This is a genomic window from Colwellia marinimaniae (genome assembly GCF_002207865.1).
GTDB lineage: Bacteria > Pseudomonadota > Gammaproteobacteria > Enterobacterales > Alteromonadaceae > Colwellia > Colwellia marinimaniae.
Genome location: NZ_BDQM01000005.1, coordinates 96,980 through 116,200 on the forward strand (window position 1 = coordinate 96,980; position 19,221 = coordinate 116,200).

Consider the following 19,221-nt stretch of genomic DNA (forward strand, 5'->3'; position numbering starts at 1 on the left):
TTACAAGTTACAAGTTACAAGTTACAAGTATAGTATTAAGCTGGGTGAGCAATCGCCCAGCTTTTTTTATTCCGAATAAACAATAAAGAACGCATAAAGATAATCGCCCTTATGAATGCACGCTCACAATTACGAAAAGAAATCAGACAACGCCGTAATAGCTTATCAGCAAGTGAACAGCATAATGCAGCGATTGCTCTAGCAACTAGCTTATCTAGCCATAGTAAAATTCAACCAGCTAAGCGCATTGCGATTTACTTAACCAATGATGGTGAGTTGGGGACGTCAATTTTTATTGACTGGTGTTGGCAACAACAAAAAGAGCTTTACCTACCGGTTATACACCCTTTTAACCCTGGGCATTTACTTTTTTTACGTTACCAACAAGATACCGAGCTAGTTACCAATGCCTTTGGCATTTTAGAGCCTAGATTAGATGTCACTAAGGTTTGCCCGTTAGCCGAGCTTGATATCATATGTACACCGCTAGTGGCTTTTGATGATACTGGCGCCAGGTTAGGTATGGGGGGTGGTTTTTATGACCGAAGTCTAGCCCACTGGCAACAAACTAAACTATACCCACTTGGGCTTGCCCATGATTGTCAGCGAGTAGCAAATATCCCGGTAGAAACTTGGGATATTCCCTTACCCGAAATAATCACGCCAAGTAAAAGCTATTGTTTTGTTTAGCTATCCAAGCATCATCGATTAGCTAACAAATAAAGCCTAGCGTTAACAATAAACGTTAAATGACGGGCCATTTCAATTCAGTAAAAAGCTGTTGCCATTGCTGATCAAACGGCGCTGATATAGTTATTCTTTTATCGCTAACCGGATGGTTGAACGTTAATGACTGTGCGTGCAGCATTAAGCGTTTAAAGCCGAAGTGTGCAATAAAAAACGGATTCTGCTTGTTATCGCCATAGTTGATATCACCTATAATAGGATGGCGTAAATGCGCTAGATGACGACGAATTTGATGACGCCTACCAGTAACTGGCTGTACTTCAACTAGAGAATAACGCACGCTATCGAATTTCCCAACCTTGATTGGCAAGCTCACTTGCTGCTTTACTTGATAGTAGCTTTGTGCCGATTGTGCGGGCTTATCACGACTCACATTTTTATCGCCTAATTTATCCAGTTTTTCTTTCAATGGGTGATCAATGAAACCGGTTGGCACCGCCAAGTGACCACGTACTAGCGCATAATAGGTTTTCACCATGCCACTGGCTTCAATGTTATCTTGCGGAGCGAATTTCGGCGCAAGCTCGGCATCAAGTTCAGAATCAAGTTTAGGCCTATGCTCAGCTTGGCTACTTTTATTGGCAAAAGCTTGATTGAGCAGAGTGGCAACCTCTTTCGTTAAGGCAAACAACAGCACCCCAGACGTTGGTCTATCTAAACGATGGACCGGGTAGACATATTGCCCGATTTGATCCCGTACTAATTGCAAAGCAAAATAGATTTCATCTTTATCCATAAAGCTACGATGGACAAATAAACCTGCAGGTTTATCAACTGCCACCATAAACTCATCTTGATATAAAATAGTAAGTACTGGCTTGACTAATGGCACCGCTTTTTCTTCAGCTAAATCCATAGCTGAGCCCGTAGCTAAGGTCTTAGCTAAAATACGCCCGTCAATATCACTCACAGTAATCACCTTGCCCGGTCAATGTTTGGTCTATTTTATTGATAACAGCAAGTAAAGCTTGCGCCGATAACTGTTTAAAAGATTCTTCTGCCATTGGCCTTAACGCTATTTTACTCGGTAGCGCTTGTTGTTGATTTATCAGCTGAGTTATTCGAGGAATAAAAACAAACTGTAACCATTGCTCAAAAGATAAGCTATCACAGCAAAAAGGTGCACTACTCGCCAGCTCGGCCGCACTGGGTTGCTGTGTTTGCCAAAGTTTAAGTAATTTAAGTTCAGTGGTTAGCGCTGCCAGCAACGCTCTGGTGTGTTCAAGGTGTTTTTTCATCATCAGGGGGTCAATTATTTAAGGCCGATTAATGCCGGCCGATAGTTTTACTATGTTAATAGCGTCATTATCCTTATAATAAGGTGCTATAACAAGCAGCAATATTTTGAATTTATGACTGACACAGTACCAGCAGCAAACATAGCTACCCTATCAGAATTACTTAAACTTTCTGGCTCACAATATCGCCTTTATGATATTGGTCGACTAGTCACTAAATTATCCAAAGAACACTTTGAAAAGATGGAGTTAAACCAATTACCCTATCCTAGCCCCGTTCAGGGTCATGCTTGCCTGGCGATTGCTTTTTGGCAAAAAAAATCGTCTCAACCTTATTTATGGCTATTGAAGTTGCCTCTTGATGAGCGTGGTTTATTAAACCAAGGGGCAATAAATCACTTTATCGCTATTGTTGTTGAAGCCCTAGGTGCTGATTTAACTCAAAAAACCTCTAAAAAGCAAGAAGAAATACTCAAGTCTAATCCATACCTTTATACTCCGCCTCAATATAAATTAGCCAGTATAAACAGTAAAATCAAAGTTGATTTACAGCAACAGCCCAGTGAATTTTTTGCACCGTTTAAGCACTACCTTAGCCAAGAAAATTTACCAGATAACTGGCAGCACATTGGTGTACAAGGCATTACCGACTTTATTGCCAGGATAAAGCAAGATAACCACAGCGAACTGCTAGTCAAAGCATTGCCTCATTTACCCGATGAAGTACTATCCCCGGTTTGCAGTGCCTTAGAAAATGAACAATACCCACTGGTTTTAATAGATGCCCTGGTCGCCTTAGTGGAAAAGGCCTTAATAAAGCCAGCAGAGACAGTAAAAGCGGCACCTTTCTTACGAGCACTGGCAGCCAATAGTCACCACATCCATGTGAAAGCAGTTGTCGCCAATATTTTGACTGCTCAGCCAGTAAATAGTGAATTATTAATTACCCTATCAAGCCGTTGCTGGCCAGCTTTAGCGGATGAGAAAACGCTAATGTGTTATTTTGAACACCTAGTTAATCTTAATGATCTAGCCCTGTTTTCCAGTACTTTTAAAGATTTAGTGGCGATTCCGACCATGAAAGCCATTGTTTTTCATTGCCTTCGCAGTGAACATCGCTCTGAGGCACTCGCACAAGCCATTGGACAATTATTTAACCAAGCTTAGGTATTATCGTTTATGGAAAACATTTATTATTTGCTATTCTTCTGTTTATTTTGCTGGTACTTCGTCTATTTAAGACAAGTGTCGGAGGCTGCTCAACGTTATGTAAATAATTACTGCAAAGAAACGGGTCTGCAGTTTATTTCCTTGGCGAGACGCTCAAGTCGACCCAAGTTTACCAAGCAGCATGGCCTCTGTATTTATAGCACTTTTGATTTTGACTTTAGTGGTGATGGCGAGTCAAATAACCACGGTTATCTAACGCTTTATGGTTTAAAGCTAGAGCAAATAAACTTACCCGCTTACCGAGTAAATTAGTACTGACCTTTATTAATAAACACATTACACTGGCTTTTTTGTCAGACTAGCCGTTAAGTTACTGTTCGCTTAAACAATAAGTTAATACCTAACCTAGCGCTAATTTAATCTATCTGTTGGAGATTTTTGTGCCATTTTTACAAGCCGTTTTTTGTTTAAAAGGATTTGACGACCGTAGTCGATTTTTTACCAGCTCAATATTTTCTCTGTTGGGTTTTATCTTTTTTTCAGCCATTTTTTCCAGCTTTTTACTGGTAAGTTTTGCACTTTTATTAATCTTAACCGCTGTACTCACCTGTAGCACCAAACGACGATTACACGATGCCACGCTTAACAAGAATTGGCAATTAGTGCCCGGCGGTTTACTTTTACTTACGGGTGTACTGAGCTTAATAATTGAAAATAGTAGCAGCTACTATTTATTAATTTTACCGGCCTTGAGCTGCGCACTGCTGCTCACTTACCCCAGTACAAATAAAAAAGTTAAGCATGATTATATCTTGGGCTATTACGGCCCAGTAGATCTAACTAGCTACCAACAAGGGCCCGTTGGCATAACAACGCTTCATCAGCGTATTGAACCAACCTTAGCTGCTGACTCCGCCAGTGAGCAGGTTTATCTTAGTGACACGGTCGCGGCGGAGCAAAGCAATACACCAAATTACCAGCCTAATGATGAAACGAGCAGTAAACAAGCGGATCTTGGGGAGCTTATTCGGCTAAAGATGCTCAGTAACCGTAAATTACAACTTGGGGTAATTGCCAGCGTAGCACTGATTTTTATCGCGGTATTTGTTAGTAGTGTTTTAAACTCAATCAACCAGCAACATTTAACTAGCCGTAATACTGCCTTGAATGAAGCCAAACAAATCACTAAAAACACCTCTGATAATATTATTATCACTAAAAAACATTTATTGGCAATGCCGGATAATTTCAATTTATACTTATCCGAGTACCAAGGCATTATTATTCACTGGCAAGCGGATCAAGTCCCCGATGGTGAACTCTGGTCACTACTATCCGCACAAGGTGATAAAAGCTGTCAGAGCATTAAGTTTAATAAAGGTGCACCTTTACGTCCTTTAACGGTTTTAGTTGAAAACGGTAGTGAATACTTTGCTAGCTTCTCCCCGCTCGATAGTCGGGAATTAGTACAAGCTCTGGCTTTTCGCGGTAAGTTTTCATTATGTGGTTATAGTTTCTCCCTTAAAGGTAGCCAAGCTACCCTGGGTAAACACCTGCAGTACGCGCCTTTCCTAGATAAAGATGCATAGTTTGACCTGAGCAAGCGTAAACGATTAGCTTATCACTAATCCGATCATTAACTTTGTCACGGTTGGTTTTAAGGGACTTGCTACATTAGGCATCAAGGCATCAAGGCATCAAGGCAATAAATAATAGCCGCTATATTTTTAGTTATTTGTACCAGTCGGTTATTATTTGTTTTATTTTCACCATATCCAAATGTGTTTGACAGGCTTTACTTACTCGCTCAATAGCTTGCTCTTCCAGTACCGCTACACTCGGCGCTTTGCTGACCTCATAACCCAGCCATTGCATAAAGAGCTGTAGTGCCGCCGGTTGATCAAATAGACCGTGTAAATAACAACCAGCGACTTGCCCATCGTCACTTAATAAACCTTGTTCCTCACCTTGCATATCAAGTAAATAGTGACACGGTTTTGCGCCATCATTAATCAAGGTGCTTTCACCGGCATGAATTTCATAGCCACTAATTTCAACCCTTTGCTGAGCAAGTTGTAATATCGCGGAAACATTAAGCAAGGTTTTTTCCCGCTTTAATACTGTCTTCATGGCAAAATAGCCTAGTCCTTTACTACTCCCCGCTTGCCCTTCTAATCCTTCTGGGTCAACAATCAATTCACCCAACATTTGATAACCACCACAAATACCTATCACTTTACCGCCATAACGCAAATGTTTGGCGACATCATCATGCCAACCACGTTGACGTAAAAAAGTGAGATCACTACGGACATTTTTACTACCAGGTAAAATAATCAACTCGCACGGGGGAATCGCGATTTTTTCAGGACTGTTATCACCTGCAACGCCTTTAGCAAACAGGAACTGGCAATCTATATCTTTATGATGGCGTAAGGCATCAAAATCAGTATGATTACTCATGTGAGGATAAACTAATACTACAATGCGCACTTTGGCTGTAGACGATTCTCCTGTTTCTGACGATTGCTGGGTCACTAAGGCATCTTCTGAAGAAATATCTAAACCGTGCAAAAAAGGTAACACCCCTAACACAGGTTTATTGGTTTTTTTCTCTAACCAGGTCAAGCCAGACTCAAGTAACTTAATATCACCTCGAAAGCGATTAATGACAAAACCAACCACTCGGTCTTGCTCTGATTGTGACAATAACATCAAGGTACCGACCAATTGGGCAAAAACACCACCTTTATCAATATCAGCAATGATCAAAACGGGGCAATCGACTGCTTCAGCAAAACCCATATTAGCAATATCACCCTCGCGTAAGTTTATTTCTGCTGGACTGCCCGCACCTTCAACCACGACTAAGTCATATTTTTCTATTAAACGCTGATGTGAACTAAGCACAGCGTGCATAGCCGTTTTTTTATAATCTTGGTACTCACTCGCCTCCATATTCGACGAACCACCATGAGTAAGCACCTTACCGTGCACAATAACTTGCACACCGGTGTCACTATTAGGTTTTAATAACATAGGGTTAAAGTCGACCTCTAAAGGTAAACGCGCAGCTTTGGCTTGCAGTGCTTGGGCTCGACCAATTTCGCCACCACAAGGGGTAACAGCACTATTAAGCGACATATTCTGCGGTTTAAAAGGTGCTACCTTTATATGTAAATCAGCAAATAAACGGCAAAGGCCGGCCACCAAGGTAGTTTTCCCCGCGTCAGAAGTAGTCCCTTGGACCATCAAGGTTTTACCTTGAGCTGATTTAGCGAACGTAAATGGAGTATCGCTAGTATGAGTGTTACCTTGCTTAGCTGGCATATTAAAAGTCCTCAAGCAGCGGCATGGCAATAGTCGTCACTTGTTGATGTAGTGGTTGCTCTGCTTGTGGATATAAGTGCTGAGCTTGGTTTTTATCTTGATAAGGCTGGCTTATACAAATCCGCGAGAGACTGCCATGGCCTATCTGTAATTTTTGGTACCAGCTTGCTTGTTGCCAATCTAGCTGTAATATATGCGCTAGTATCATGCGAATAACGCCGCCATGGACGATAACTAACACACGTCTCACTGCTGGCATTTTTTTTGCTAATGGCCCTTGCGGCTTAGCATGAAAATTTGCGGCTTGCTCAGTGGCAATAGCCACTTGTTGCGTTAACACGTTTTGCCAAGCCTTCATCACTCTAGAGTGAAAGTCAGCTAAGGCTTCAGCCTGAGGTAATATTACCTCAGCCGGAGCCTGAAAAAACGCTTCAAGTTGTGACCAATGCGCTTTAGCTTTTGCCTGCTTAAAATATTGCTCTTGGTTACTTATGTTATGACCTTGCCTACCACAAGAAAGAACTTCATCCCCAGGTACTTTTTCCAAGCCTACTTCTTTAACCGCTATTGAGTTCACCGGCACTTCGCTCAAGAGGACAGAGTCGAGGGGTTTAGCGTCAAAATGAACACCCTCAAAAGGTATATCATCAAAGCAGCCAAAATTCATCTCTTGTAAACCTACTGATAACTCTAACGGTAATTGGCATAGCTGTGAAAATTCTGTAGCTAAAAGCTGGCAGCGCCTTAAAGGCGAACAAATAATACTCTGGTAGGCATGGGCGGTTTTTTGTTGGCCAACTAAATATTTAAGTAAACGGCTATTATCACTAGCAACAGGAGCAACATCAGTACAGCCATATAAAGCTGGCTGGCCTACAACTTTAACATGCCTTATTAAGTCAATTACCAGCAAAACTAGCAATCATCTTCATGGCGGTCCTATTAACAAATAGTATTTTAATCGTCATCTTGGCACTCATGACTGTTTTTTATATTTAGCGGAATACCGGCGGTTACCAAGGTAACTTTATCAGCAAGGCCAGCAACCTTTTGGTTTAACCAACCACAATAATCAACATATAATCGCGTCGACTCACCCATAGGCACAACACCTAAGCCAATTTCATTACTGACAATAATAAGTTCTGTCTTTACTGAGCTTAAAGACACCATTAAATTATCTATCTCCGTTTGTAAATGCTTACCCTGCTGGACATTACTTGCCTCATGTACCGCATAAAGTTGGTTGTTCAACCACAACGTTAAGCAATCCAATAAATATACATTGTTGTTATCAAGATCAGTCAACATTTGCGCTAGCGCTAATGGGCATTCCATTAATTGCCAGCTATCACCTCTATCACTTTGGTGTTGCTTTATTCTCTTGCCCATTTCAACATCAATGGCGGTTGCCGTAGCAATATAAACCGCAGCTTTATTTAGCTTGCTTGCCAATGTTTGCACTTGTTGCTCGGCATATTTCGACTTGCCCGAGCGAGCACCGCCTAACACAAAATGAATCACCCCATAACTCCCGTTAAAGTATCGTTATGGAGAAAGGCAACTAGGGTTAAATATATAAGCAACTCAGAAATTTGCTGTGCGGCACCTAAACAATCGCCGGTAAAACCACCTATTTTAGCCATAAGCCACTGTTTGAAAAACCAACGAAAAAACAATAACACCAATAACAAAGAAAAAACCACTTCACTGGCATAAAAAATTAGCGGGGCTAGACCTATCAATAGCAGCAGAGTTAATTCTGCCCATGACTGTGCTTGCGCTAAGGGTTTACTCTTACTTTGCTCATCATTACTGACATAGGGCAGGCTAGAAATCAGACTGCCCGCAACCGCTCTAGACAAGCTTGCCGCTAAAACAATCGCTAAAAGTAAGTGGTTACTATCCTGTTGAGCTAGCTCTACTAACAAAGTGAATTTAAATAGCAAAGCCATCACTAAAGTGACAGCACCATAGGTACCAATACGACTATCTTTCATTATACTTAATCGTTTTTCTCTGGCGAATGCGCCACCTATGCCATCAGCCATATCGGCTAAACCGTCCTCATGAAAAGCGCCGGTTAATAGCAAACTTATCACCATAATTAACAAAATAGCGACATTGACCGGTAAAAAGTGACTCAAACCGACATACGTTAAGCCGAGCAACAAACCTGTGACTAACCCCACTAAAGAGAAGTATCGGTTAGCTTTATTCAGTAAGGCCTCTGAATAAATCATGGTTTTAGGCACAGGAAAACGAGTAAAAAAGCTTAGCGCCAAGTAAAATAAATTCAGTTGAGCTTTTACGTTCTCGAGCAGATTTTCTATTAGCTGGCCTTTTATCGGCTTAATCACACGGTCACACCCGCACTTTCGAAGCTGGCCATGTGATTATAAAAGCTTGCTGCAGCTTTAATCAGAGGATAAGCAAGTGCGGCACCTGTGCCTTCCCCCAAACGTAAACCTAGATTTAATAAGGCTTGACCTCCTTGCTTAGTTAACGTTTGTGCCGCCAGTAGTTCACTCAGTAATAGCTGATGGGCTTTTTCTTCGGATACATGGGCAAAGATAAGGTAATTTGCTACATTTTTATCTAAGCGCAGTGCAACAAGTGCGGCCACGCTAACAATGAAGCCATCAATGACAACGGGGATGGTGTTAGCGGCGGCTGTTAATATCGCCGCCACCATTTGCACAATTTCAAAACCGCCGAGTTGTGATAGTAACTCAGTGATTTCTGCTTGATTTAACGTTTCAGCGGCACTGTCTGCTAGGTTTACTCGTTGTAAAGCATGTTCAATCAAGGTGGTTTTTTTAGCTAATTGTTCATCAGTGATACCGGTACCGCGACCAACACACTGCTCGACACTAAAACAAGTGAGCGCTGACATTAAGGCCGCAGCAGAGCTAGTATTAGCAATGCCCATTTCACCGAGTAATAACAACTCGACACCTTGTGCTACTTGCGCATTAACAAGCTTTTCTGCCTGTTCAAAGCCTTGTTCTACCTGAGAGATAGACATAGCAGGGCCGACTGAAAAATTATTTGTTCCTGCGCCAAGACGTTGTTCAATAAGTTTAACGCCTGCGCTGTTATCGTCAACTTGCGCTATGTCATTAGGGTTAATGGCTTGTAATATGCCGCAATCAATCACCCTAAGCGCAAGCTCATTACTTTGACAAAAACAATTTATTGCTGCCCCTCCCTGTAAAAAATTGAGTAGCATTTGTTGTGTCACTTCACTGGGGGCAATACTTAATTTTTCTTCGTTGATGCCGTGATCGCCCGCAAAGACTAACATGGTCGGCATTTTAATGCTGATGTGGCCATTACCTTTATCAGCTGAGCTACGGCTATCAAAATCGGCATGATTTTTTCGTCTTTGCTCACTAATTAAAGCGAGTTGCACAGCCAAGGGTTCAAGTGCACCTAAGGCACCTAGCGGTTTCGTTTTTTCGTCAATTTTAGTTTGTATAACGGCTAATGTTGCTTTACTTAATGGTGATATTGGCATCATGAGGTTTAGTCTAAGGGGGGTAAAAAAGAAAAACAATGACCTTATTTAAGCTATTTAACTTATTAAAAACATAACTCTTTTCACTATGATAGCAGGATTAATTTACAGCAATGTTTTAAATTATTATTGCTTGCTCCGCTAAAGTCTTCACTAGGAAAAAGTGCTAAAACTCTGTACCATCCTTTAGTAAGAAATATTCACCTTAAAATTCCACCTCAGGCTGATATGATTTTATGAAAACAATTACAAAATGTACCCTTATCCTTGCCAGCATATTGTTGACCAGTTGCGTTAATCAAAATACCAAGATTGCCGCAAATATCATGCCCACTACCAATCCATGTAGTAAACTCGAACAACTTAAAAATGCCTATTATAATGACTTTAAGCAAATTAAAGAGATTAAAGTGGCCGGCAGAGTCAGTAATATATGGAAAGCTAAATATCAGCTTTTTGGTGAAAACTGCCAAGTGTTTTCCTGGGGGGGCAAGCAACATACCTACTCTTGTCGCTTAGTGGCGCCTGATGAAGAAACCGCTCAAAACTATTACCGCAGTGCCAAAAGAATCACCCAGGAATGTTTAGGTGATGAGTGGCAAATAGAAGAAAGTAACAGACGGCACGATGATGGTATGAAAGCAAGTTTTACCAATCATGGCGCGAAACAGAGTGAACAGGTAACTTTTTCAACACACTTAGTGCCAACACCGGGTTTATTTTCCACAACTTGGACGCTGTACTATTATGTAGGAAATAGTACCGAGCCAAGCAAGAAAAAAGATTAAGTTAGGTATATACCCGTAACCATTCAAGATGCATGTTTCAGAGTGCTTGAGCAATTTCAATTCAAGGCGCTGTGATGAAATAATGGTTGTTCAGGAGAATATGCTCCTGCATTCTCTAATAACACCATCCATGTCGCGTCATTATGAGTTACAGCAACGATGAAGTGATGTTGCTCAAACGCTTCTTCGATGGGTTTAAAATGACTTTATACCGCGTTAAATAATTAAACCATAGAATGACTATGCTTCCATTATTTCCCTTGCCTAAAGCCCTTTTAATTCCCACTGAAATCGAGCACTTTGAATGGTAACGGGTATATATTTAAAGTTTATACAAGTTAACCGGGTTATTTCATTTATTAAAAAAGCTGATATTTACTTTTGCAACTAAGTAAATATCAGCTTTCAGTTTATAATCGGTAATGCAATAGCGATTACTCGCTATATGACTAGTTATCTGTCGGCTCAAAACCATCAAGCGTTACGCCAGATAAACCACCGGTGCCACCTTGCTCATTATTACGTAATTTGATCATTAACCGTAAATCATTCGGTGAATCAGCATGATGTATGGCATCTGCATACGTAATCATCCCCTGTTGATAATGGCTAAATAGCGCCTGATCGAACGTTTTCATACCCAACTCATTGGACTTTTCCATAACTTCTTTAATACTACCAATGTCACCTTTTTTGATAAGTTCACTTACATAAGGAGAGTTCAGTAAGACCTCAATGACGGCAACTCGGCTATGACCATCTTTAGTCGGTACTAGTTGTTGCGCAATAATAGCGCGCAGGTTTAAGGCCAAATCAAATAATAGTTTACCGTGTTGATCCGCAGGTACTAGATGCATAATCCGATCAATGGCTTGGTTGGCGTTGTTAGCATGTAAGGTAGCGATACATAAGTGCCCGGTCTCAGCAAAACTAAGCGCATGCTCCATCACCTCTTGGTTACGAATTTCACCAATTAAGATAACATCGGGCGCCTGTCGTAATGAACTTTGCAGTGCGGCATCAAATGACACGGTATCTAAGCCAACTTCGCGTTGAGTGATCATACTTTTACCATGTTCGTGGACAAATTCCACCGGATCTTCAATGGTTAAAATATGGCCACAAGAGTTACGGTTACGATAACCGATAAGTGATGCCATCGAGGTTGATTTACCCGTACCCGTACCACCAACAAATAACACTAAGCCACGTTTAGACATAATGACGTCTTTCAATATCGGCGGTAGACCTAAGTCATCAACATCGGGGATTACGGTAACTATTCGACGAATAACCATACCAGCCATATCCCGCTGCCAAAAAGCTGAGACCCGAAAACGACCAATATCATCAATTTCTATGGCAAAGTTACATTCTTTTTCGGTATGAAATTGCTGCTGCTGCTTTTCATTCATGGCAGCATGAACGAGTTCTAAAGACTCTTCAGCAGTTAAAACCACATCATCTATCGGTTGTAATTCACCATTTATTTTTGCACTCACTGGCATTTTGGCGGTAACAAACATATCAGAAGCGTCTTGTTTTACCATTCTTTCTAAAAATTGATGCAGTTTCATTTAATAACCTCTATTTCTTTTACGCGCTACACTCATATACCCGTTACCATTAAGATACCGGTTGCACGTGCACTTTGATTGGTAACGGGTATAACAAGCTTATAAACCAATGAATTGATTTTTATCAACCGCTTTTTCCATGGCGGCTTGTTTAGTAATGATGCCGCGATTGACTAGGCCTTGTAGACATTGATCCATGGTTTGCATACCGTGTTGCATACCCGTTTGGATAGCAGAATACATTTGCGCTATTTTATCCTCGCGAATAAGGTTACGAATAGCGGGTACACCAATCATAATTTCATGGGCGGCAACACGACCACCACCCACCTTTTTAATCAAGGTTTGTGAAATAACCGCACGCAGTGACTCAGACAGCATAGAGCGCACCATAGCTTTTTCTTCTCCGGGAAAAACATCAATAATACGGTCAATGGTTTTCGGTGCTGAAGTGGTATGCAGTGTACCAAAGACCAGATGACCCGTTTCTGCTGCTGTCATGGCTAAACGAATAGTTTCTAAATCACGCATTTCACCAACAAGAATTACATCGGGGTCTTCACGTAAGGCTGAGCGCAATGCCGCTGAAAAGCTTAAAGTATCACGATGTACTTCCCTTTGGTTTATTAGGCATTTTTTATTCTCATGAACAAATTCAATAGGATCTTCTATGGTGAGAATATGATCATGTTTAGTACTGTTGATATAATCAACCATGGCCGCTAAGGTGGTTGACTTACCTGAGCCGGTAGGTCCAGTAACCAACACTAAGCCGCGTGGGGTATCGGAAATTTCACGAAATATTTCCGGACAACCTAAGTCATCAAGGGAGAGGATTTTACTAGGAATGGTACGAAAAACAGCGGCTGGACCGCGATGTTGATGGAAGGCATTAACCCTAAAACGCGCTAAACTGGGCACCTCAAAAGAGAAATCGACTTCTAACTTTTCTTCATATTCTTTACGCTGACGATCATTCATAATGTCATACACTAAGGCATTGACATCTTTAGCATCAAAAGCTGGGATATTGAGTTTACGTATATCGCCATCCACTCGAATACTCGGCGGTGTCCCCGTTGATAAATGTAAATCTGATGCATTATGCTGTACGCTAAATGCAAGTAGTTCGGTAATATCCATAAAAGCCTCTATTGATAGGGTGATACAAAATAATATTTTTATCTTTTATCGGTAATAATTTAATAGGTTATACTAACCAGAAAATACGTTAAGTTAAAACAGTTCACATTAAGTTCACATGATAAACATAAAAGATAATCTTGATAAAATTAAAGCGCAAATCCAGCAAGCTTGCCAGCAAAGTGGTCGATTAATTCCTTATACTGAACAAGTAAAGCAGTCACTGCCAGTATCACTACTGGCAGTCAGTAAAACTAAGCCTGCGGCACTTATTGAACAGGCATATTTAGCAGGACAACATGATTTTGGTGAAAATTACCTACAAGAAGCCGTAGAAAAAATAACGCAGCTAGCACATCTACCTGAGTTAAATTGGCACTTTATTGGTCCTATTCAAGCCAATAAAACCAAACAAATTGCCCGTTATTTTTCTTGGGTCCATAGTGTCGATAGAGAAAAAATTGCCCGGCGCCTAAATCAACATATTCAAGATGATAATTGTCACAATACTCCGCTAAACATTTGTTTACAAGTGAATATTAGCAATGAAGAGTCTAAGTCAGGCGTTGCTATTGATGACATTTTATCCCTCGCTGACATTGTTAACAACTGTGATAAACTCACCTTACGTGGCTTAATGGCCGTGCCTGAAAAAAACGCCGGTAACGATTGCTATGAAAAAATGCAGCAACTATTTATACAATTACAAAAACACTACCCCAGTGTCGATACCCTGTCTTTAGGCATGTCTAATGATTTGCCCCAAGCGGTGGCCCACGGTTCAACCATGGTGAGAATTGGTAGCGCCATTTTTGGTGCACGGACATATAAAAATTAACCTTAGGATTATCTTTATGAACAAAATTGCCTTTATCGGTGCCGGTAACATGGCGCGCGCGATTATTATTGGCTTAGTCAACTCAGGTGTTGCACCACAAAACATCATGGTGGCTAATCCATCAGCAAGCAAGAGACTAAATCTGGCGCAAGAGTTCGGCGTTTTACAAACGGAGGATAATAACAAGGCCAGTGAGTTTGCCGAAGTAGTAGTGCTTTGTGTTAAACCACACCTTATCACTGAGGTTTGTCGGCAAATAAGTCAGGCTATCAGTATTTCAGGAAAGCTTTTTATCTCGGTAGCCGCGGGGACAACGGTTGCACAGATCCAAGTAGCCTTATCAAAAAACAGCAAGGATAACCTGCCCCCTGTGGTTCGCGTTATGCCAAATACCCCGTGCCAATTGGGCTTAGGTATGAGTGGTTTATTTGCCTCAAATGAAGTTAGCGTTGAACATAAGGCGATTGCCGAGCAGCTTATGACGGCAGTGGGTAAAATCATTTGGCTGGCCACAGAGGATAAGATTAATGATATTATCGCCGTTGCTGGCTCTGCTCCAGCCTATTTTTTCTTGTTTATGGAAGCCATGGAGAAACAAGCGCAACATTTAGGCTTTTCAAGTCAAGAGAGCCGCATGTTAGTACAACAAACCGCTCTTGGCGCCGCACAAATGGTCGCCCATAGTGACGAGGCTATCAGTACCTTGCGTGCTAATGTCACCTCAAAAGGTGGGACAACACATGCGGCAATAGAGCAATTTAAACAGGATGGTATGGAAGAAATGGTAAAAAATGCCATGGCTGCTGCCATTGCCCGTGCTGAAGAAATGGCTAAATAGTTCATTTCAATGACCACAACTTTAATTAGAAAACTTATAATTACTTAGAGGAAAACCAATGGAAGCAATTATTTATTTGCTGAGATTCGCCTTCGACGCCTTGTTAATGATTTTGATCATGCGTGTATGGCTGCAATGGGTTAAAGCAGACTTTTATAACCCCTTAAGCCAATTTATTGTCAAAGTAAGTAACCCATTAGTGGTACCACTGCGCCGAATTATTCCCGGGTTAGGTGGTTTTGACCTAGCAACTATATTGGTGGCATATATTGTCGCAACATTGAAATTTGTCACCCTTGCGGCTTTATCCGGTGAAAGTTTAGGTGTGTTAGCCTTTTACATTGGCTTATTAGTGTTATTAAAACAAGCAGGATTTTTGCTGTTTATTTTAATGATCATCATGGCTATCATGAGTTGGGTAGTCAAAGGTTATAATGCCACGTCAATGGTTCTTAGCCAATTAACGGACCCTTTTTTACGACCACTCCGCAAAATAATTCCTAATTTGGGTGGTTTAGATTTATCTATGTTGGTCGCATTTTTGGCGATGAATGTCATCAATATATTATTGGCCAATTCACTGCCTTATTGGGGCGCGCTATAAAACAGTTAAACTCATCTTTATCAACTTAATTTACTTCGGAACTGTGCTATACCCGCTCTACTTCAAGATGCATGTACAGGAGCACAGAGCAATTTAACTTTTAGGCGCACCAATGAAGTCATGGCATTCCCTTACAAATTGGTGCAACAAAGAAGGGATGTTGCTCGGTGTTCCCCTTCGGGTGGGTTTTAACAGGCTTTATGCCGCGTTATTCATGATAATAAGGGAACAACAACCATTATTTAAAATGAATGCCTTACCTAAAGTCTGTTAAATTCCCACTGAATCTTGCACCTTGAAGTTGAACGGGTATATAATTAAGTACAAGTAACAGCACAGTTTCGAGTCCCCTATACTTTTTTGGAGATCCACATGAAAACTTCAATCATCAAACTACTTATCGCACTTAGCCTTAGCTTGTTTGTGATGACCAGTGTTAGCGCTGAAAACATGAAAAAACTAGGCTCAATGAATGTACATTACATGGCTATTGGGTCAACATTTTTCACCCCTGAAATAGCTAAAGCCTATGGTATTACGCGCAGCAGATACAATGGTTTAATCAATATATCGGTATTAGACAATAGTAAAAAAGGCACGCCTGCTAAAGCCGTTAGTATTACCGGTAAAGCTAAAAACAACCTTGGACAATTTAAAGATCTAGATTTTGTCGAGGTCAAAGAAGGCAATGCTATTTATTACCTAGCCCAAGTTCGCTATCGCAATGAAGAAACCCTTCATTTTGATATTATGATTAATGACGGCAAAGAAAAGCAGCAGTTGAAATTTTCACAAAAATTCTATGTTGATTAAGCGAAAACACCCTAACAGGTTATTAAAAAAGAGCTTTATATAGCTCTTTTTTTTGCGCTTAATTTTAGCGAAATATAGCAAGTCTATTACTGTTTAAGGTAGAATAGCGCTCATAAAATATCATTAATAAAACGAGTAAACAGGTAACCATCATGTCAAAAATTGTATTAGCCACAGGAAATCTGGGCAAAGTTAAAGAGTTAGCCCACTTATTGACTGAGCAAGGCATTGATATAGTACCGCAAAGTGAATTTGATGTTGCTGAAGTGGCCGAAACAGGCACGACTTTTGTCGAAAATGCCATCATTAAAGCCCGTCATGCGGCAAAAATTACCGGCTTACCTGCGATTGCTGATGACTCTGGTTTGGAAGTTGATGCCTTAAATGGCGCGCCTGGGGTTTATTCAGCTCGCTACGCTGCAGATATCACCCAAGGGCAAGTTACTGATGATGATAATACCAATAAATTACTGGCGGCTTTAGCCAATACTCCTGATGAGCAAAGAACAGCTCGCTTTCATTGTGTTTTGGTTTATATGAAACATGAAAATGATCCAACACCACTTATTTGTCATGGTGTCTGGCAAGGCACTATTGCTAGAAGTAAGCAAGGTGAACAAGGCTTTGGTTATGATCCTATCTTTTGGCAAAGTGACTTGCAAATGACTTCCGCGCAATTACCTCGAGCAGTAAAAAACACGCGCAGTCATCGTGGTCAAGCATTAGCAAAGTTGGTTACACAACTGGCTAAGGCGAGAGCATAAAGTGAGCATGAGTACCGTTATAATGTTAGAAAATCAACCCTTGTCACTCTACATTCATATTCCATGGTGTGTAGAAAAGTGCCCTTATTGTGACTTTAATTCCCATGCGGTTAAAAGTAGCATTCCCGAGCAGGATTATGTCGAGGCCTTAATTGCCGATTTAGATGCCGACATTAAGCGGTTTGACCTAACCGAGCGCTCTTTACACTCCATATTTATTGGTGGCGGTACACCAAGTTTATTTTCAGCCGCATCGATTAAAAGCTTACTAACACAGGTTCTTAGTCGCTTTGACCATAAAGCCGAGATAGAAATCACCCTAGAAGCCAATCCTGGTACCGTTGAGGCCGATAAATTTATTGGTTTTTTTGACGCTGGTGTATCTCGACTTTCTATTGGTGTACAAAGCTTTGCTTCAGATAAGTTAATAAAACTCGGCCGTATCCATGATAGCGATCAAGCCAAAACAGCAGCAAAACTTGCCACAGATAGCGGCGTCAGCAGTTTTAATTTAGATCTAATGCATGGTTTACCTGACCAGTCTTTAGCCAATGCTTTAGACGATTTAAAAATTGCCATTAGCCTGAATCCTCATCATATTTCTTGGTATCAATTAACTATTGAACCTAATACTATTTTCCACTCTAAGCCACCGAAATTACCCGTGGATGATGTTTTGTGGGAAATCCAAGATATGGGCGTAGAACTGCTCAAAGAAGCGGGTTATCACCAGTATGAGATTTCAGCTTACGCTAAAACAGGTTACCAATGTCAGCATAATATAAATTACTGGCAATACGGCGACTACCTTGGCATTGGTTGTGGCGCTCATGGTAAAATTTCCGATAGCCGAACACAAAAAATAATGCGTACGGTCAAAGTAAAGCACCCTAAAGGCTACTTAGATCACAATCGTGATTTCTTAGATCAATTATCAGAAGTAGAAGACAGTGACCGCCCGTTTGAGTTTATGATGAATCAGTTAAGGCTTTTTCGTACTTTTAGTGTTGCGCATTTTCAAACAAGCACAGGCCTGGCCATCAGTTCAGTACTACCGCAACTAAAAGAAGCTCAACAAAAAAAACTTATGGCTTATGAAGTCATAGACAATGAAGAATATTGGCGAGTCACTAACCATGGACAAAGATATTTAAATGATTTGTTGGAGATTTTCTTATGACGCTAGCACCATCATCAAGCGCTCAGTTAAATCAAGCTGAGCAGCAACGCCAGCTTGATTTAAGCTTTATGCAAAGGGCCTTTGAGCTAGCGCAGCAAGCGGAGCAACACGATGAAATACCAGTCGGTGCCGTGGTAGTGTATCAAGGCAAGATTATAGCAGAAGGCTTTAATCAATCTATTATGCTTAACGATCCGTCTAGCCATGCAGAAATGAATGCCATTAGACAAGCGGGGACGTTTCTCAATAATTATCGACTGCTAGACTGTACTTTATATGTAACCCTTGAGCCCTGCCCTATGTGTGCCGGTTTATTAGTACATAGCCGAATAAAGCGCTTAGTCTATGGTTGCAGTGACCTTAAGACAGGAGCCGCAGGTAGTGCTTTTAACCTAGTCAATAACCCGCAACTAAATCACCAGTTGGAATTAAGCACAGAGATAATGCAAGAGCAGTGTAGCCAATTGCTATCTGCTTTTTTTAAACGACGCAGAAAAGAAAAAAAACAAGCCAAACAAGCTACTGATAAAGCCTCTCTTTAACGATAAATATAGTCGATAAGCTGTCAAATAGAATGAGCCGAAAATTGAGCACAAAAATTAATGGCGAATATTGAACCCTGTGCTAACTTATAAGTATTCCTCTTAACGCTGTACTTAGCTCATGGATAG

21 protein-coding genes are annotated in these 19,221 nt (G+C 40.9%); 12 read left to right on the top strand and 9 right to left on the bottom strand.

Annotation, left to right across the window (positions count from 1 at the left end):
- The first annotated feature begins 111 nt into the window (after window positions 1-111).
- On the top strand, window positions 112-690 hold the full coding sequence (locus MTCD1_RS04860) for a 5-formyltetrahydrofolate cyclo-ligase (RefSeq protein WP_057181625.1): 579 nt from the start codon (window positions 112-114) through the stop codon (window positions 688-690).
- 55 nt (window positions 691-745) lie between these two features.
- Here the strand turns inward: MTCD1_RS04860 and MTCD1_RS04865 are convergent, their stop codons facing one another.
- Complete coding sequence (locus MTCD1_RS04865) at window positions 746-1,603, bottom strand: tRNA pseudouridine(65) synthase TruC (protein ID WP_057181720.1); 858 nt, start codon at window positions 1,601-1,603, stop codon at window positions 746-748.
- Between the two features lie 46 nt (window positions 1,604-1,649).
- Window positions 1,650-1,988: a YqcC family protein gene (locus tag MTCD1_RS04870; RefSeq protein ID WP_231733057.1), complete on the bottom strand. Its 339-nt coding sequence runs from the start codon at window positions 1,986-1,988 to the stop codon at window positions 1,650-1,652.
- A 111-nt stretch (window positions 1,989-2,099) separates the two neighbouring features.
- Between MTCD1_RS04870 and MTCD1_RS04875 the strand changes: the two genes are divergently transcribed.
- The 3 genes from MTCD1_RS04875 to MTCD1_RS04885 all read left to right on the top strand — a co-directional run bounded on the left by MTCD1_RS04875 (window position 2,100) and on the right by MTCD1_RS04885 (window position 4,744).
- On the top strand, window positions 2,100-3,152 hold the full coding sequence (locus MTCD1_RS04875) for a DUF3549 family protein (protein WP_057181627.1): 1,053 nt from the start codon (window positions 2,100-2,102) through the stop codon (window positions 3,150-3,152).
- 12 nt (window positions 3,153-3,164) lie between these two features.
- Window positions 3,165-3,467, top strand: a complete 303-nt coding sequence (locus MTCD1_RS04880; protein WP_057181628.1) for a DUF3301 domain-containing protein — start codon at window positions 3,165-3,167, stop codon at window positions 3,465-3,467.
- Between the two features lie 128 nt (window positions 3,468-3,595).
- A complete protein-coding gene (locus MTCD1_RS04885) occupies window positions 3,596-4,744 on the top strand; it encodes a hypothetical protein (RefSeq protein WP_057181629.1) in 1,149 nt (382 codons plus the stop codon).
- Window positions 4,745-4,886: 142 nt separating this feature from the next.
- Here MTCD1_RS04885 and MTCD1_RS04890 read toward each other — a convergent pair whose 3' ends face one another.
- From MTCD1_RS04890 to cobT, 5 genes are read right to left on the bottom strand one after another with little or no spacing between them, the layout of a single operon-like run.
- Window positions 4,887-6,485 (bottom strand): cobyric acid synthase, encoded by a 1,599-nt coding sequence (locus tag MTCD1_RS04890; protein WP_057181630.1) that lies wholly within the window; start codon window positions 6,483-6,485, stop codon window positions 4,887-4,889.
- Between the two features lies 1 nt (window position 6,486).
- Complete coding sequence (locus tag MTCD1_RS04895) at window positions 6,487-7,407, bottom strand: histidine phosphatase family protein (RefSeq protein ID WP_231733058.1); 921 nt, start codon at window positions 7,405-7,407, stop codon at window positions 6,487-6,489.
- A 35-nt stretch (window positions 7,408-7,442) separates the two neighbouring features.
- Window positions 7,443-8,009, bottom strand: a complete 567-nt coding sequence (gene cobU, locus MTCD1_RS04900; RefSeq protein WP_057181631.1) for a bifunctional adenosylcobinamide kinase/adenosylcobinamide-phosphate guanylyltransferase — start codon at window positions 8,007-8,009, stop codon at window positions 7,443-7,445.
- A complete protein-coding gene (locus MTCD1_RS04905) occupies window positions 8,006-8,845 on the bottom strand; it encodes an adenosylcobinamide-GDP ribazoletransferase (protein WP_231733059.1) in 840 nt (279 codons plus the stop codon). Before MTCD1_RS04905 ends, cobU begins: the two co-directional genes overlap by 4 nt.
- Window positions 8,842-10,008: a nicotinate-nucleotide--dimethylbenzimidazole phosphoribosyltransferase gene (gene cobT, locus MTCD1_RS04910; protein WP_057181632.1), complete on the bottom strand. Its 1,167-nt coding sequence runs from the start codon at window positions 10,006-10,008 to the stop codon at window positions 8,842-8,844. Before cobT ends, MTCD1_RS04905 begins: the two co-directional genes overlap by 4 nt.
- Window positions 10,009-10,241: 233 nt before the next feature.
- Here cobT and MTCD1_RS04915 point away from each other — a divergent pair, with 233 nt between their 5' ends.
- Complete coding sequence (locus MTCD1_RS04915; RefSeq protein ID WP_057181633.1) at window positions 10,242-10,793, top strand: hypothetical protein; 552 nt, start codon at window positions 10,242-10,244, stop codon at window positions 10,791-10,793.
- Between the two features lie 449 nt (window positions 10,794-11,242).
- Here the strand turns inward: MTCD1_RS04915 and MTCD1_RS04920 are convergent, their stop codons facing one another.
- Together MTCD1_RS04920 and MTCD1_RS04925 are read right to left on the bottom strand one after the other, a co-directional pair.
- Window positions 11,243-12,370, bottom strand: a complete 1,128-nt coding sequence (locus MTCD1_RS04920; RefSeq protein WP_057181634.1) for a PilT/PilU family type 4a pilus ATPase — start codon at window positions 12,368-12,370, stop codon at window positions 11,243-11,245.
- 99 nt (window positions 12,371-12,469) lie between these two features.
- Complete coding sequence (locus tag MTCD1_RS04925; protein WP_057181635.1) at window positions 12,470-13,513, bottom strand: type IV pilus twitching motility protein PilT; 1,044 nt, start codon at window positions 13,511-13,513, stop codon at window positions 12,470-12,472.
- Window positions 13,514-13,631: 118 nt separating this feature from the next.
- On the opposite strand from MTCD1_RS04925, the gene MTCD1_RS04930 reads away from it, so the two are divergent.
- The 7 genes from MTCD1_RS04930 to tadA all read left to right on the top strand — a co-directional run bounded on the left by MTCD1_RS04930 (window position 13,632) and on the right by tadA (window position 19,092).
- Window positions 13,632-14,351, top strand: a complete 720-nt coding sequence (locus MTCD1_RS04930; RefSeq protein ID WP_057181636.1) for a YggS family pyridoxal phosphate-dependent enzyme — start codon at window positions 13,632-13,634, stop codon at window positions 14,349-14,351.
- A gap of 16 nt (window positions 14,352-14,367) precedes the next feature.
- The gene (gene proC, locus MTCD1_RS04935; protein WP_057181637.1) at window positions 14,368-15,189 is read left to right on the top strand and encodes a pyrroline-5-carboxylate reductase; all 822 of its coding nucleotides are present in this window, start codon (window positions 14,368-14,370) and stop codon (window positions 15,187-15,189) included.
- A 58-nt stretch (window positions 15,190-15,247) separates the two neighbouring features.
- Window positions 15,248-15,793, top strand: coding sequence for a YggT family protein (locus MTCD1_RS04940; protein WP_057181638.1), 546 nt, complete (start codon window positions 15,248-15,250; stop codon window positions 15,791-15,793).
- Window positions 15,794-16,165: 372 nt separating this feature from the next.
- Window positions 16,166-16,606, top strand: coding sequence for a DUF4426 domain-containing protein (locus tag MTCD1_RS04945; protein WP_057181639.1), 441 nt, complete (start codon window positions 16,166-16,168; stop codon window positions 16,604-16,606).
- Window positions 16,607-16,758: 152 nt separating this feature from the next.
- The gene (gene rdgB, locus MTCD1_RS04950) at window positions 16,759-17,370 is read left to right on the top strand and encodes an RdgB/HAM1 family non-canonical purine NTP pyrophosphatase (RefSeq protein WP_057181640.1); all 612 of its coding nucleotides are present in this window, start codon (window positions 16,759-16,761) and stop codon (window positions 17,368-17,370) included.
- 7 nt (window positions 17,371-17,377) lie between these two features.
- Complete coding sequence (hemW, locus tag MTCD1_RS04955; protein ID WP_231733060.1) at window positions 17,378-18,550, top strand: radical SAM family heme chaperone HemW; 1,173 nt, start codon at window positions 17,378-17,380, stop codon at window positions 18,548-18,550.
- On the top strand, window positions 18,547-19,092 hold the full coding sequence (gene tadA, locus MTCD1_RS04960) for a tRNA adenosine(34) deaminase TadA (RefSeq protein WP_057181642.1): 546 nt from the start codon (window positions 18,547-18,549) through the stop codon (window positions 19,090-19,092). The genes hemW and tadA overlap by 4 nt, the downstream gene beginning before the upstream one ends.
- Window positions 19,093-19,221 lie beyond the last annotated feature (129 nt).